Raw genomic sequence first — 16,317 nt, forward strand, 5'->3', positions numbered from 1 at the left:
ATGAAAAAGATAATAAATATTGTATTGGCTTCGGCGTTGTTGGTGGGTTCTACGACCTCTTGTAGTGATTTCTTGCAGAAAGATCCTCCATCTTCTCCTTCACAGTCTATTTTTTGGCAGAAAAAGAGTGATTTCGAATCAGCTTTGGCCGGATGTTTTTCAACCATGCACCAGAATGGTGATCCTTATGACCCGGGAGTGATGTCACAAATTATTGCTTGTTTTGATAATCTGACAGACAACTCTATTTGCCAGCATGACGAAGATACATACGGGAAATCTAAGACAATTGCTATTGGTGATTTGGATCCGAACACAAGCGGATATGTGAAATATATGTATGAACAATGCTATCGTGGTATTGCTCGTGTGCATTTGGTTATGGATAATTTGGCTGTGTACGAAGGTGCGGATATGTCTGAAAGTGATAAAAACTTTATGTTAGGACAGTGTAAGGCTTTGAGAGGATATTTTTATTCATGGCTTTATAATTGCTACAGAGAAGTTCCTTTGGTAACGGAATCTTTGACTATGGATAATATGTATCAGAATAAATCTCCTCGTCAGGATATCTATAATCAGATTATCAAAGACTTCGATGAAGCGATTGCTCTTTTGCCGGATAAGACATATTCAGATGCGCAGATGGCTGGCTATTTTACTCCGGGTGCATTGAAAGCATTTAAGGCTCGCATGATGTTGGCTGAAGCATATGATGAAAATGGCAATGCCATTTCCTCTAAAATGGGTGAAATCGTTTCTTTGCTGGAAGGTATTCAGGGATATAAACTGGCTGATAGAATGCGTGATAATTTTCTTTCAACTAAACAGTTGGCTTCTCCGGAAATCATGTTTTCTGTTCGTTATTTGGCTCCGAACAATACAAATAGTTTAGACTTGTACTATGGTGCATGGACTACTTGCGGTGTGGCTCGTGATTTGGTAGATGCTTTTGAATGTACGGATGGACAGAAATGGGGCGAGTCTCCATTGACTGTTTCTGTAGATGAGTCTTTATTGGCTACTGGAGAATTAGGAGATGCAAATAAGGCAGAAAGAGCAAAGCTATTCCAAAATCGTGATCGTCGTTTGTATGAAACTGTTTGTCATAGTGGCTTAGCTGATTTTTCAATTGATGGACAGGATGGCGATCCTGTTACCATAACCAATCAGATGCAAACTGGTTTCGGTATGATGAAATTGATTCAACCGACGACGATTATGCCTAGTGGCTCTACCGTTTCCGATGCAGACATTATCATTCTTCGCTATGCTGAGGTATTGATGATGATTGCAGAAGCAGAAAACGAAGCCAACGGACCAACTCAAAAAGCATACGATGCAGTGAACCAGGTACGTGTTCGTTCTGGACAGCCAGAATTACCTGCCGGTTTAACAAAAGAACAGATGCGTGAACGTATCCGTAATGAATGGCGTGTAGAATTTGTATTTGAAGGTCATCGTTACTTCCAGCTGAAACGTTGGAAATTGATGGAAGAATTAGTGGATGGAGCAATTGATCCGGCATTACCTGCTTATATCAAGGTCTTTAAACCTGCATTCTATTATTTCCCGTTGCCACAAGCAGAAATCGATAAAGCTGGTGGTGTACTGATTCAGGATCCGAATTATATTTAATAATATAGTTTATCAATGAAAAGAATGCCAGGAAGATTTGTTTCTTATTCGATTTTCCTGGCATTTTCTTTGGAAATTAAAGCCTTCCTGATGAAAAAGTGCTGACTAGAAAAAACGTTCCTTTTTTTTAGTCATTTTTCAATTGCCTCCCTCTAAAATAGATATCGCCCTTAAAAGTACTAAAAATGTGAAAGATAAAACCTTTTTTAAGTTTGAAAAATTAAGGTATCCAGTGAAAAAATAGTGACTAAAAAAAAGGAACGTTTTTTCTAGTCATTGTTATTTAGGCAAAATCTTCTTTGATTTTTGAACTGTCTGAAATACAAATAGATATGTGTTGTTGGGATAATGCTTTTAATCTGAAAGAATGACTGTTGGTGATGAGATTTTAGACTTGAAGGAGGGAAATCATAAAACTTTTGAGTTTTTATTCAAAAAGTACTATGTTTTTCTTTGCTATGAGGCACGTTCTTACATCACGGAAAAACATATAATTGAGGAGATTGTCGGAGATGTATTTCGCTGGTTATGGGAAAACAGAGAGACATTGGTCATTACCACTTCTGTCAGAGCTTATTTAGTCCGGGCTGTCCATAATGCGTGCTTGTCATATCTTAGACGAAATCAACCTGAATATATTGAATTGGATGAAACTATTGTAGAGAGGAATACATTATTCTCGCTGGATGAGTCTCCCCTCGATTATGTTCTCTCTAAAGAGCTGATAGAACGGGTTGGTAAAGCGGTGAAAGAATTGCCTCCTCAGTATAAAAGGGTTTTTGAACTGAGCCGATATAAAAATCTGACCTATGCCGAGATTTCAGAAGAAATGGGTGTCTCTATTAATGCTGTGAAATTGTATCAGAAGAAAGCGCTGGCACAACTTCGCCAGGTTCTGAAAGAGTATTTGCCGACTTCTCAGAACTAGTCCGATCTGAGAAATTTATTGATATATGCCTAAAAATATATCTATTTATTAGTTTGTAAACTTTTTTATGAACGTAAAGTTACTAAATCTCAAAATATTAACAGATCTTTGTTGCGATAAGAAATGATCGGCTTATCAGTTGTCAACTTGTTAACGCAACAGCAATAATAAATACTTATGAAAAAGATTCTTATACTTATTGCTTTGTTGGGATTGCTGTATCCTGACCGACCGCTTGCACAGAATAGTATCAAGCTGTATCCTTATCAAATGACTCCGTCTCATCATCCCGATTATCAACGTCATCATGTGAAATCGCCGGATGCCTCTTTCTTTAATAACAAAATTCAGTTTATAGCCCTTCGTGATCTTTCCGGGGATTACAAGCAAAAGCTCGATCAATGGGTGGTGAAAGATAAACTAGGGGATATCCTGTGGGTTTCCTATCCGTTGGTTTTTCAGGATAATCTGAAAGAGATCGTTGCCGAGATCAAGAAAAGGAATCTCTATCTGTTTGACCTGTGGGGATATATTCCCGGTTCCGGTCCTGGTGGATACTGGACCCAGTTCGTTATCCCGGACGGCGTACTGAACCTTTTTGAAACAGAGCTGGGCGACCGTTGGCTGGGTATGGACAACGGCGAACAGGATGGTCGTTATGTCGGTAGTTTTGCTCCCCGTATGTATCCTTTGGGGACAGATCGCAAACAACAATATTTTAATTTCCAGCGTCATTTTCAGGAAATGGGCGATCAGTTGGGAAATAAAATGGCGACGCTTGTTTCTCTGAATTTCGGACATTATTTTCTGAAAGAAGGCGTTTATACCCTGATCGGAGCCGAGACGGCGCAGGGCTTGCCTAACTCGCAGATATATTATTCGTTTATCCGTGGAGCCGGGAAACAGTATGGCGTAAACTGGTTCGGCAATGCTTCCGTATGGAACCGATGGGGACATAAGACATACGATTCGAACGCGACCAATATCGATGATGATTACAATAGTGGAGGCCCGTTGAAAGGAACCTCTCTCGGATTGCTGAAGCGTTTGATCTATACCCATTTGATGTATGATTGTGTGGCTGTCGGTTTTGAAGGGGCTATGCGGGTCGACGATAAGAAACTCAGCCCTATCGGAAAGATACAGCAGAGTGCGGTTAAATGGGTAGACAAATACGGTGATCCGGGTACGATGTACACACCGGTAGCACTGATGACCGATTTCTTTTCCGGCTGGTCATTCCCGCGCCATTTGTATTCGAGACAGGCTTATAAAGTGTGGGGCAATCTGCCTTATGAACTGCCGGATTATCAAACGGATGCCATGCTCGATATTTTGTATCCGGGTTATCAGGATGCTTCCTATTATAAAGATGAAAGAGGCTTTATCACTCCAAATCCTTACGGAGATATTGCCGACTGTCTGATGAGTGATGCCCCGCTGTGGGTATTGAAACAATATCCGGTATTGGTCATTGCCGATGAACTGCGTCCGGGGCAGGAGATTAATGATAAATTGAATGCCTATGTACATGCAGGCGGTCATTTGGTCATTACGGCCGGTTCATTGAAGAACATGCCGGATGGAATAGCCGGTATCCGTACCGGAGAAAATACAAAGATCTGTACTGCACCGATCACATATAAAGGTGAGTCATTCAAGGAGCGTGCTCCTTACATATTAGCCGAATTAATCTATCCGGCTTCCGCCACTGTATTGCAAAAAAGTAATGAACTTCCGGCTGCCATCGAACTGAATGCCGGCAAAGGAAAAGTAACAGTGCTCGCTTCTCCGTATGGCGTTACGGAGCAACCACAATGTGAATTGCCTGTAAAGGTGATGGAAGAAAAGCCGTTGGATAAACCTTATCCTATACTGAACCATACGAAAGCACTGATGGAAGATATTTTTGCCTCTGTGCAACTGTTTGAGACCAATCCGGAGCTAAGTCTTGTGACCTGTTCCAGAGGAAATGGCGAATATACAGTTTTGATTTCCAATGAATCCTGGGAACCGAAAGTGTTTTCGATTGGTACAAAGACAGGCAAGATTATCTCTATCAAAGAATTACCAACTGATTGCTCGGAGATGCAGGCTGTAGGCTATACACCTAAGGTGATGTTGAACACATCGTTTGGTAAAAACACAGCCCATACGATAGCCGGTGGAAATGTCCGTATTTTCCGTGTCCGCCTGGATGATAAGGCAGATGTGACGGTTATGCCGGAAAGTACTCCGGTTCCGAATACGACCGGACGGGCGCTTGTGCTGCGTAATATTCTGGATGTGAAGGAAGAAATCCTTTCACGCCCGACATTCTTCGAACATTATGACCGTGTCGTGATCGACTGGCGTTATCTGCATAATCGGGAAAAAGAGGCTTTGAAACAGGAAGCCGGCTGGCTGGGACGGCAGAAACTGAAAATGACGGTTGACCTGACTTCGGGGCTGAACTTGTATCCGGATTTGAGAATTGTAAATAATGATCCTCCTTTCTATCAGAAGAGTATGGAGGTGATGAAAGGTGTCATCGATAAGATGGAGATACTGGGAGCCGACGAATTATTGATTTCTACCCAGCGGACCATCGAAAATAATTATACGATGGAACAGTTCTATGCTTCGCTGAAAGAATCCTTCCAGGTGTTATCCGATTATGCGGCAAAGAAAAATATCCGTTTATTGTTGAGGCAGTCCGTCGCACGTACGCCTGATACGATAGAAGGACTTCAGAAGCTGGTAGGGGAGGTAAACCGTCCGAACTTTACCCTGGCACCGGCTCTGTCGTTGCTGTTGAATAATGAAGCCGGTCTGGATGCAGATTTGAATCGCCTGAAACAAATGGAGATCAAAGATATTCTTATTTCCGCATCGGAAAAGGATATTCATGATCAATTGTGGAATACCAATGCTCCGATATATAAATCCGATAAAGCAACACTTATCCGTAAAATACTGGCTGCATTCCCGCAGGCGAATTATATTATGGATGGTCTGTATGCTTCGCAGGATGAAGAGTATCTGGATGGAAAAGCGATGGACGAATTTGTTACTAAAAATAATCATCTATGTGGAAAAAATTATTGATTACAGGATGTGTGACCTTCAGCTTGCTGAGTGGAGGGATGCTATCCGCGCAACCCAGTTGTGAGACTAAGGAGGAGGTTACCTCCGAACAACTTGACAGGACCCAAAAGGGACTGGTTACTATGATGAAGGAGTTGAAAAATGACTCTTATTTTCAGACTGAGTTGGATAAGGCTGCTGTCCTGGCAAGCCCATCCGGCCGAATGGCTGCTTATAAGGATCTGGCAGCCCGCTTACTGTCTGTTTTGGAGATACAGGCTGAGCTGGAATGGATGAAGCCGGAAGCCATTCAGGAGGCTTTAGGTATCATGAAAAAAAGTTCCGGATTTGATGCAGCATTGGCGGATAAACGCTTCGGTGAATTGAAATCATTGCTGGCTGGTGGTTTTGACGGTATTTATACTGGAGATACTCAGGCTATCGACAAGGCAAATAAAGCATTGACTTTAAAACGAAAGTTGATGCTGATGAGCCCGGATGTGAATGTCGACAAAATGTTGACGGTTAAGTTCGATTTGGGAGAAAGAGCTAATTTCGTTGGAGCAGGTAGTCTGGGTATCCAGCCGAATAACTGGTCGAATCTGAGTTCTGCCAGCCGTAAGAACTTTAAGGCCCAACTGGTTGAAGTGTCCGGTCTGCAAAGTGGCGAATTGAACGAGAAAGTACTTTATAAACCGGCAGTCGAAGGTTCTTCCGTTACTGACCTGGTATTGAACTGGGACGGAAAACGTTTGATGTTTACCGCTTTGGATACGACAAGGAGATGGCAGGTACATGAATTGGATATCAACAACGGAGAAGCTAAACAGATTACTAATATCCCGGAACCGGATCTGGAATTTTTTGATGCCACTTATCTGCCTGACGGACGTATGCTGGCGATTTCCAATATTGGTTATCAGGGAGTACCTTGTGTAAACGGTAGTGATGCGGTAGGTAATATGGTTTTGTATAATCCGGATAATGGAGATATGCGCCGTTTGACTTTCGACCAGGATGCGAACTGGCATCCGGTAGTGATGGCAAACGGAAAAGTAATGTATGTCCGTTGGGAATATACTGACCTGACACACTATTTCTCCCGTATCGTTATGCATATGAATCCGGACGGGACGGAGCAGAAGTCACTGTATGGCAGCGGTTCCATGTTCCCGAACAGTATTTTCGACGTGCAGCCGTTGCCGAAGCGTACCAACCGTTTCGTCGGAGTTATCTCCGGCCATCATGGAGTAGCACGTTCCGGTCGTCTGATGATCTTTGATCCGGCAAAGAGCCGTAAGGAAGAAAAGGGAATGATCCAGGAATTGCCTTTCCGCGGCCGTCCGATCATTCCGGAAGTAAAAGATGAACTGGTGAACGGCGTATGGCCGCAGTTTATTAAACCGTATCCGCTGACGGACGAGACATTTCTCGTAACAGCCAAATTGTCTCCGTATAGCCGCTGGGGTGTTTACCTGGTGGATATTTACGATAACTTGACATTGGTTGCCAATGCGGATGATGCCGGTATGATCTATTCCGTTCCGGTAAAGAGTACACCGGTTCCTCCGGCTATTCCGGATCGTATCAAACCGAATGAAAAGGAAGCGACTGTATTTATTCAGGACATTTATGAAGGAGAAGGATTGAGAGGCGTACCTCGCGGGGAGATCAAGTCGTTCCGTGTCTATGCTTATGAGTATGCTTATCGCCGGACATTGTCCGATCATTATAACCATGGTATTCAGGCTGGATGGGATATCAAACGCCTGCTGGGGACTGTTCCGGTGGAAGAAGACGGTTCTGCTATTTTTAAGATTCCCGCCAATACGCCTGTTTCCTTGCAGCCGTTGGATAAAGACGGACGTGCCGTACAATGGATGCGTAGCTGGCTGACCGGTATGCCGGGCGAAGTCGTTTCGTGTGTCGGTTGCCACGAAGACCAGAATACGATCCCCGTTCCGAAGCGGGTGCAGGCTTCTACCCGTAAACCTCATGAACTGACGATTGCCGACGGCGGAGTCCGTTCATATGCGTTCAAATATGAGATTCAGCCGATACTGGATCGTGCCTGCGTAGCTTGTCACGACGGTAGCAAAGCCGGACGCCCGAACTTTAAGGATACGACATCTGTAGGTATTACCGACTGGAGCGGTACACGTTATTTTCAGAAGAGTTATCTGGCTTTCCATCCTTACGTGAACCGACAGGGACCGGAAGCGGATATGTATGTTATGAGCCCGTATGAATATCATGCTTCTACCAGTGAGATTGTCCGTATGTTGGAACGGGGTCATTATAATGTGAAACTGACTGACAGTGAATGGGATCATCTGACTACGTGGATCGATATGAATGCATCCGGACGCGGTGAGTTCGATGCGGATCCGCTGAATGGCTACGACCAGTATGAACGTCGTATTGAACTGACTAATAAATATGCGAACAATGCCGGTGTGGACTGGCGCAAAGAGTTGGCTGATTATGCTTCTTATCTGAAGGGCAAAGGGGAAATCCGTCCGGAAATGCCGGAAAAGATGGCTCCGGTAAAGCATAAAGAGGTAAAGATGAAAGGCTGGCCGTTGACGACTGAAGATATTCAGAATCTGTTGTCAAAGGAAACAGGACTTCGGAAAGAGATTGAAGTGGCTGATGGCGTAAAGATCACTTTCGTACGCGTACCTGCCGGTAAGTTTGTGATGGGAACGAATGACGGTTATCCGGATCAGGCTCCTGCATTCAAGGCCGAAGTAAAGAAGGGTTTCTGGATGTCGGAAAAAGAGTTGACCAACGAACAGTATAATGCGTTGGTTCCGGAGCATGACAGTCGTATCTATGCACAGTTTTGGAAAGATCATACAACTCCTGGTTATCCGGCCAATAAGCCCAACCAGCCGGTTATCCGTGTCAGCTACGAAGAAGCTATGAAGTATTGCGATATGCTTTCAGAAAAGACCGGATTGAAGGTGACGCTTCCGACAGAAGTGCAGTGGGAGTGGGCTTGTCGTGGTGGTAGTGACCAGCCGTTCTGGTATGGTGCGATGGATGCAAACTTCGGTCCTTATGAGAACCTGGCGGATGTTCAGTTGGAAAAGATGGCGGTGACGGGTATCGATCCGCAGCCGATGGCAAAGGATAATCCCTGGTTCCCGTATTACAACTATCTGCCGAAAGTTGAGACGGTCAATGATGGAATGATGATTCCGACCGACGAATATAACTATAAGCCGAATCCGTTCGGACTGATCAACATGCATGGTAACCTGCAGGAATGGACTCGTTCGCTGTATGCTCCTTATCCTTACAGCGAAAAAGCCCAGGCGACAGCCGATACCCGTCAGGTCGTGGCCCGTGGCGGTTCATGGGTTGACCGTCCGAAAGATGCTACAGCAACTGCACGCCGTGTTTATCTGCCCTGGCAGCGCGTTAATAATGTGGGGCTTCGCCTGATCATTGAGGACTGAAAATAAAAGATATATCTTTTGCAAACAAAATAAGGAACTTTCGTTGATGAAAGTTCCTTATTTTGTTTGCAAAGCACCTATGCTTTGAGAGTAGGATAGAAATGTAAGGAAAATTGTATATTTTTGAAAAGTGAAAAGGCTATAACTTAATTAAGTTGAGAAAGGAAAATACTAATATTCAAGCTATTCTTGAAGATCTAGCAACGAAGAGCTCTGAGCCTGCGTTCAGATCTTTATACTTCTCTTATTCCGACCGGATAATGAGGTATCTTGTTATGTATGTAAAATCCAGCCAAATAGCGGAAGAATTGGTATCTGATGTTTTCTTTGCTCTTTGGGAGAATAGAAAGCAATTAGTGGAAATTACTAATTTCGACGCCTATATTTATCGGATAGCCAAATTTCGGGTTCTGAAGTATTTACGGGATAACAAAACTTTGACTGTTGACCTAGATGAAGTGCCGATCGAACTTTTTGCCTTTACCGAAACGACGCCCGAAGACGATTATATCTCCCGTGAATTGATTGATGCCGTAAATGAAGCGATCGAACAGTTACCGACTAAATCAAAACTGGCTTTTAAATTGGTACGTGAAGACGGCATGAAATACAAGGATGCAGCAGAGCATTTGGGAATATCAGTCAAAACGCTGGAGGCGCAACTTTCCTATGCGATGAAAAAAATCGCGAAAATTTTCAATATGGATTAAGGGTAAAATTCAATTTTCGGTACCTAGATAAAAAGTACTGGAAATTGTATGGATCACGAAATAGAACAAATCATCTTAAGGAACCTTTCAGGCGAAGCATCCTGTGAAGACATTCTTGTCTTTTCAGAGTGGCTTTCTTCGTCTGATGCCCATAAAGATTCTTTTCTGAAAATCAAAAAATACTGGGATGCGGAGGTTGCGGGCGTGAAACTTCGTAATCCGGAAGCTGCCTATAATATGCTATTGGAAAGAATCCGGAAAACAGAGCGAAAGAGAGTGGTTCGACAATTATGGATAAAATATGCCGGTGCTGCTGCAGTTGCTGTCATTATCGGCATTGCTGGTTATTGGATGGGGGGGTATCAGGCTGCCGCTCCTCTGCAATATTATTCTTATATCACGGGAAATTCCATCTCTTCTTTTGAACTGCCGGATGGTACGGAAATATCATTGAATAAAAACAGTAAGTTATCTTATTCCAGTTCGTACGGAGAACAGGTTCGCGAAGTTTCTTTGGATGGGGAAGGTTTCTTTACGGTGACGAAAGATAAAGAGAAAGCCTTTGTGGTGGACCTGAACGGTTCAAAAGTATCCGTATTGGGAACTGTTTTCAATGTAAAGAACTACAGGAAGGAAGACATAACAACAGCTACTTTGGTTGAAGGTTCGATCCGTTTTGAAACACCGGATCAGCAGATTGTCTTGAAGCCTGACCAACAGCTGGTCTTCAATAAGTCCAATAATAAAATAGACATGGCGAATGTCTCTACGGACCTGGTTACGGCCTGGAAGAGCCATTTGATAAAATACAGGTCAGTTCCTTTCCGAGAGTTCCTGGATATGCTGAAAGAGCGGTATGAAGTGGAGATTATCCTGTCGAATGAAGCATTGGGCAATCAGAAAGTAACAGGTTCTTTCGATGAAAGCCTGACAGTCGATCAGATACTCGACCTGATGAAGAAAAACCTTGTGTTCAGATGGAAGAAACAAGGCGAGAGCTATGTGATCAATTAACGTGAGTATTAACAAGTAAAAAAGAAAGGAGCCATGAAAACACAGAAGAGATAAGCATATATACTATTTGAAAAAAACAAAACCGGCCATTCTTGGAGGAAGCAGCCGGTTCAGTTTCGAGAAATTAACCGGTCAATTCAAGCTACTGGAAATAGCAGGGATTGACAATTAGTTAACTTAATTCATTTACAAAAATATGAAAATTATATGGATCAACGAAATCTCTTTTACAAAAGAGGTTAAAAGACTATTGCTTCTTATGAAAATCACATTGATCATCTTATTTATATGTATTTTTCAATTGCAGGCCGTTACCTCTTATGGGCAGAATGCAGAACTGTCAATGAATATGGAAGAAGTCTCTTTGAGCGAGATATTCAATGAAATAGAAGAACAGAGTGAATTTTTATTTAATTATAAGGACAGTGATATCGGCCATGTGAAGGCAAAAGTTAATATCACAAACGGAAATATAGAGGAGGTGCTGACCCAGGCATTGCGAAACACAAACCTGTCTTTTTCCATTAACGACCGGCACATTACTATTTTTAAAGTACCCCAGACCGTAAAACAAACGGGGAAAGTGATAACTGGAAATGTAAAAGATAACAGAGGGGAACTTCTGTTAGGTGTTTCGATTCTTATAAAGGGAACTCCCCGGGGAACAGTGACGGATATGGACGGTAATTATTCATTGGAAGTACCGGATGATCAGGCAGTGCTGGTCTTTACTTATTTAGGTTATAAAACCAAAGAGCTGTCTGTTGCCGGAAAGACAAAACTGGATGTGGTTTTGATGGAAGACACTCAGAATCTGGAAGAGATTGTAGTGGTCGGATATGGGACGATGAAGAAAGAAAATCTAACCGGTGCAGTCGCCCAATTGAAAGGCGATGTTTTGGAAAGTCGTCCTGTAACGAATATTTCTCAAGCATTACAGGGAACAGTTGCCAACCTGAATATTTTATCATCAGACGGTGGAGCTCCGGGAGGAAAACAATCAATCAATATCCGTGGATATACCGGGTTTGGTTTGGATGACAGTGGTAATATGGTCTCGAAATCACAATCGCCTTTGGTTATAATCGATGGAATACAGGGTGGAGACCTTAATACCGTTAATATGGAGGATGTAGAAAGTATCTCCGTATTGAAAGATGCTGCCTCTACAGCTATTTACGGCTCAAGTGCCCCTTATGGTGTTATTATTATCAATACGAAAAAAGGAAAAAGAAGCTCGAAAGCGACTATAACATATAATAATAATTTTGGATTTGCCCAACCTATAAACTTGCCGCATATGCTGAATTCGCTTGATTTTGCAAATCTTTATAATGAGGCAGCTGATAATGCTGGTATAGCAAGGCCGTTTACTAATGAAAACATTCAGCGTATCAAGGACTATCAAGCCGGGATCATGAAAGACGAGACCATTGCAAATCCGGCAGCAGGTACGGATGATTGGCTGACATGGACAGGTAATGGTAATAATGACTGGTTTGACATATTCTTTAAAGATGTCTCTTTCAGCCAGCAGCATAATATCGGGGTTTCCGGAGGTACGGATAAAACCAATTACTACGTAGGTCTTGGATACAACCAGAAGAACGGTTTATATAATTATGGTGATGATGTCTATAAGCGTTATAACATGAGAACTAATCTTTCGGTTAACTTGACGAAATGGCTTACTTTTAATATGCGCGGATCTTATTCACGTTCAACTACGGATTCTCCCAATACGTATTCAGGGAAAACCGGTGGTAACTATCTGCATCAGATCTCTAGAAAATGGCCTACAGCACCGTTGTACAATCCGGACGGTTATTATTCTTATCCGAGCGATATCCGTTTGCAGGAAGAAGGAGGCCGCTCAAAGGCAACGACCGATCAGGCTATTCTGACAGGAGAGTTTGTCATTACTCCTTTGGAAGGATGGGATATTACTGCCAATTACACTTTCGACGGAGCTTATATCGATAAGTCTGACCATGTAAAGACATTGTATGTGACTAATCCGAGTGGGGCTACTTCCTTGTATTCCGGAACTTCTCCTAACAGTTTTTCGAGAACAAATAACAAGAACCAACACCATGTTATCAACTTCTTCTCTTCTTATGAGAAAAAGTTTAAAGATCATTATTTTAAAGCGATGGTAGGATATACTCAGGAACTTTATGATAATCAGGAACAATATTCCGGTAACTCTTATCTGTATTCGGATGACATACCTTCCCTGTCTTTAACTTATGGTACTTCTCCTTCTATCAGCGATAAAGCCAGCCAGTTGGCTATCCGTGGCGGATTCGGACGAATCAATTACAATTATAAGGAAAAGTATCTGCTGGAGTTGAACGGGCGTTATGACGGGACTTCCCGTTTTCTGAAAGATGTCAGATATAAGTTCTATCCCGGTGTTTCTGCAGCCTGGGTTTTATCGAAAGAATATTTTTGGATGCCGATAGAAACCTATGTGAATACGTTTAAGTTCAGAGTATCCTATGGCTCATTGGGCGATCAGGGATTTACTGACAGCTATTATCCATTTTATCCATCGATGTCGACAACGGCTCCGACAAAAAGTAACTGGCTTTTTTCTGATGGTAGACATGCTTATGTCAGTTATCCGGGACTTATTAATCCGAACCTGACCTGGGTTACCACTACTACTATAGACTTTGGTGTGGATATGACCTTTCTGGATCATAGGTTGAATTTTACATTTGACTGGTATAAACGTTCGGCAAAAGACTTTGTCGGTCCGGCAGAAGTATTGCCCTCCATTATAGGTGCTAATTCTCCCCAGACGAATAATTCATCCATGGAGACAAAAGGGTTCGATCTGTCTCTTGGTTGGAAAGATCGTGTCGGTGAATTTAATTATGGGGTGAATTTTGTATTGAGCGACTATATGAGTAAGATTACGGAATATCCGAATCCCACCGGATTGAATACTACCTGGTATGAAGGACGTAAGGTTGGAGATATTTGGGGGTATGAAACAGTTGGATTTTTCCAGTCGGAAGAAGAAATAAAATCAGCTCCTTCGCAAGAAAAAATACATGCTACATGGACTCCGGGCGATATCCGTTATAAAGATTTGAACGGAGATAATAAGATTGACTGGGGAGATAATACCTTGGAGAATCCGGGGGATAAGAAGGTGATCGGCAATACGACCCCCCGTTTCTCATATGGTATAACTCTGAGTGGCGATTATAAAGGATTTGATTTCTCAATCTTTATGCAAGGTGTTGCAAAACGTGATGCATGGTTTAACTCAAATATATTTTGGGGTATTGTAGGCGACCAGTGGCAGAGTTCTGTTTTGAGCACTCATACCGATAGATGGTCGGAAGATAATCCGGGAGGATATTTCCCTAAATATTATTTGTCTTCGCAGAATAATAAGAATACGCAGACACAGACCGGCTATTTGCAGAATGCAGCTTATATGCGTATTAAAAATCTGCAGTTGGGATACTCTTTCCCGAAATCGTTGATCAGTAAAATCAATTTTGAACGTTTAAGAGTATATGCGAGTGTTGATAATCTGGCGACATTTACAAGCCTGATTGATAATATTGATCCGGAATTCTCAGCTACTGACGGAAAACTGTATCCGTTACAGCGTACCTGGTCTTTGGGTATGAATATTACATTCTGATTGTTTAACTATATGAAAATGTGAATATGAATAAGTTTAGATTCAAATTATATACGATAGCAGCTTCTCTGTTTTTATTACTTTCATCGTGTAATGATGACTTTCTGGAAAGAAGTCCGATTGTGAATATTAGTGATGCCAATTTTTGGAAAACAGCGAACGACCTTGAACTGTATGCCAATAATTTTTATAACAGGAACGATTTGTTGAATAGTTATGGGGATTGGGGATCAATTGGCCCGTATGGATTAGATGCCGACAATGGAACCGATACGCAGGTGGCCTATAATTATAATACCCGCATGAACGGAGAAGCTACAAATCCGGCCTCTGGAGGCGGCTGGGCGGTCAATGACTGGGCAAGTTTGCGTAATATCAATTATTTTATGGCAAATTACAACAAAGTGGATGCGCCCTGGGACCAGGTAAAAGTTTATGTCGGGGAGTCTTTGTTCTTTCGTTCGCTTTTTTATTTCGGAAAGTTGAAGACTTTCGGCGATTTACCTTGGATAACATCGACATTGGATAATACGTCCAATATTTTGTATGAGGGACGTTTACCTCGTAACCAGGTAGTCGATTCCATTATGCTTGACTTGGATAAGGCAATAGAGTATTTACCGGAAAGAGGGCCGTCATATACGGGAAGGATCACTAAAGAGGTCGCTTTATTGTTGCAGGCAAGAATTGCTTTATATGAAGGAACTTGGGAAAAATATCATGGAATTAAAAATACTCCGTTTAAAGTTGTAAATTCTGATGGCACAAAATTTATCCAAAAAGCGGCGGAGGCATCGAATATTTTGATAACATTGGCTGAATCGAACGGTAATACGAAGCTGGCTGATTGCACGGGAGAAGCCGGATACACAAACCTTTTCAACCAAAGAGATTATAGTTCCAATAAAGAAGTTTTACTGTGGCGTAAATATTCTGTTAATGACGGGCAGTATACTCGTTGGGGTGCCTATTATTATGGTGCGGGAAGAGGTTTGACCAAAAGTCTGGTTGATTCTTATTTGTGTATGGACGGGAAGCCTATTTCCGTATCTGACAAGTACCTGGGAGATAAAACGTTGAAGAATGTTGTTGCGAATCGTGATCCCCGTTTGAATCAGACAATTTTTGTCGATGATGGGAAGCATATACTTTTTACGGATAATAATACCTTCTTTGCTACTCCTGGTTTTGAGGGAGTTATCGCTAATAGTTGCCCGACTGGATATCAATTGTATAAAGGATTTAATACAAATTATACGGAATGTATAAATCAACAAAGTACTATTGGAACCATTTATTTCCGTTACGCCGAGGCTCTGCTCATTTATGCGGAAGCAAAAGCGGAATTAGGTACAATCACACAAATGGATATTGACCGGACAATTAATGCGTTACGTAATAGAGTCGGCATGAACGAGGGATTGTTGAATATGAATAATATTGTAACTGATCCGAATTGGGAGTTTAAAAATATCAGTCCGCTGTTGAATGAAATCCGCAGGGAACGTAAAGTCGAATTTGCGTGTGAAGGGTTCCGTAGAGACGATATTTTCAGATGGGCTGTTGTTGACGAAGTGATGGTTGGTAAAAAGCCCAAAGGAGCTGTAAAAAGCCAGTGGGAGAATTATCCGAATACAACAGATGCTTTTGTTGAAGCCTGGAGTGTTTTAGGTGAAGATGAAAACGGTTATATCGACCCTTTTAAATCATATCCGGCAATGGATAATGGATATCGCTTTAATTTGGGCAGGGATTATTTACAGCCTTTACCGACGAATGAATTGACATTGAATCCAGAGTTAGGACAAAATCCTGGATGGTAAGGTTCAT

The 16,317-nt window shown here is 42.2% G+C and carries 8 protein-coding genes; all 8 read left to right on the top strand.

Annotation, left to right across the window (positions count from 1 at the left end; genetic code table 11):
• The 8 genes from P3L47_RS07755 (at position 1) to P3L47_RS07790 (ending at position 16,310) form a co-directional block, all read left to right on the top strand.
• A complete protein-coding gene (locus P3L47_RS07755) occupies positions 1 to 1,638 on the top strand; it encodes a RagB/SusD family nutrient uptake outer membrane protein (RefSeq protein WP_277783232.1) in 1,638 nt (545 codons plus the stop codon).
• Between the two features lie 367 nt (positions 1,639 to 2,005).
• On the top strand, positions 2,006 to 2,566 hold the full coding sequence (locus P3L47_RS07760) for an RNA polymerase sigma-70 factor (protein WP_277783233.1): 561 nt from the start codon (positions 2,006 to 2,008) through the stop codon (positions 2,564 to 2,566).
• A gap of 177 nt (positions 2,567 to 2,743) precedes the next feature.
• Positions 2,744 to 5,653, top strand: a complete 2,910-nt coding sequence (locus P3L47_RS07765; protein WP_277783234.1) for a sugar phosphate isomerase/epimerase family protein — start codon at positions 2,744 to 2,746, stop codon at positions 5,651 to 5,653.
• Positions 5,635 to 9,096 (top strand): SUMF1/EgtB/PvdO family nonheme iron enzyme, encoded by a 3,462-nt coding sequence (locus P3L47_RS07770; RefSeq protein WP_277783235.1) that lies wholly within the window; start codon positions 5,635 to 5,637, stop codon positions 9,094 to 9,096. The genes P3L47_RS07765 and P3L47_RS07770 overlap by 19 nt, the downstream gene beginning before the upstream one ends.
• Before the next feature lie 155 nt (positions 9,097 to 9,251).
• Positions 9,252 to 9,806 (top strand): RNA polymerase sigma factor, encoded by a 555-nt coding sequence (locus tag P3L47_RS07775; RefSeq protein WP_277783236.1) that lies wholly within the window; start codon positions 9,252 to 9,254, stop codon positions 9,804 to 9,806.
• Between the two features lie 48 nt (positions 9,807 to 9,854).
• Positions 9,855 to 10,820: a FecR family protein gene (locus P3L47_RS07780; protein WP_277783237.1), complete on the top strand. Its 966-nt coding sequence runs from the start codon at positions 9,855 to 9,857 to the stop codon at positions 10,818 to 10,820.
• A 259-nt stretch (positions 10,821 to 11,079) separates the two neighbouring features.
• Complete coding sequence (locus P3L47_RS07785) at positions 11,080 to 14,487, top strand: TonB-dependent receptor (protein ID WP_277783238.1); 3,408 nt, start codon at positions 11,080 to 11,082, stop codon at positions 14,485 to 14,487.
• A 26-nt stretch (positions 14,488 to 14,513) separates the two neighbouring features.
• A complete protein-coding gene (locus tag P3L47_RS07790) occupies positions 14,514 to 16,310 on the top strand; it encodes a RagB/SusD family nutrient uptake outer membrane protein (RefSeq protein ID WP_277783239.1) in 1,797 nt (598 codons plus the stop codon).
• Positions 16,311 to 16,317: the final 7 nt, after the last annotated feature.

The organism is Parabacteroides chongii (assembly GCF_029581355.1).
GTDB classification, from domain to species: Bacteria; Bacteroidota; Bacteroidia; order Bacteroidales; family Tannerellaceae; genus Parabacteroides; species Parabacteroides chongii.

Coding starts and splice junctions, on each gene's coding strand:
- P3L47_RS07760 (WP_277783233.1), top strand. CDS start 2,006: ATGACTGTTGGTGATGAGATTTTAGACTTGAAGGAGGGAAATCATAAA.
- P3L47_RS07780 (WP_277783237.1), top strand. CDS start 9,855: ATGGATCACGAAATAGAACAAATCATCTTAAGGAACCTTTCAGGCGAA.
- P3L47_RS07765 (WP_277783234.1), top strand. CDS start 2,744: ATGAAAAAGATTCTTATACTTATTGCTTTGTTGGGATTGCTGTATCCT.
- P3L47_RS07755 (WP_277783232.1), top strand. CDS start 1: ATGAAAAAGATAATAAATATTGTATTGGCTTCGGCGTTGTTGGTGGGT.
- P3L47_RS07785 (WP_277783238.1), top strand. CDS start 11,080: ATGAAAATCACATTGATCATCTTATTTATATGTATTTTTCAATTGCAG.
- P3L47_RS07790 (WP_277783239.1), top strand. CDS start 14,514: ATGAATAAGTTTAGATTCAAATTATATACGATAGCAGCTTCTCTGTTT.
- P3L47_RS07770 (WP_277783235.1), top strand. CDS start 5,635: ATGTGGAAAAAATTATTGATTACAGGATGTGTGACCTTCAGCTTGCTG.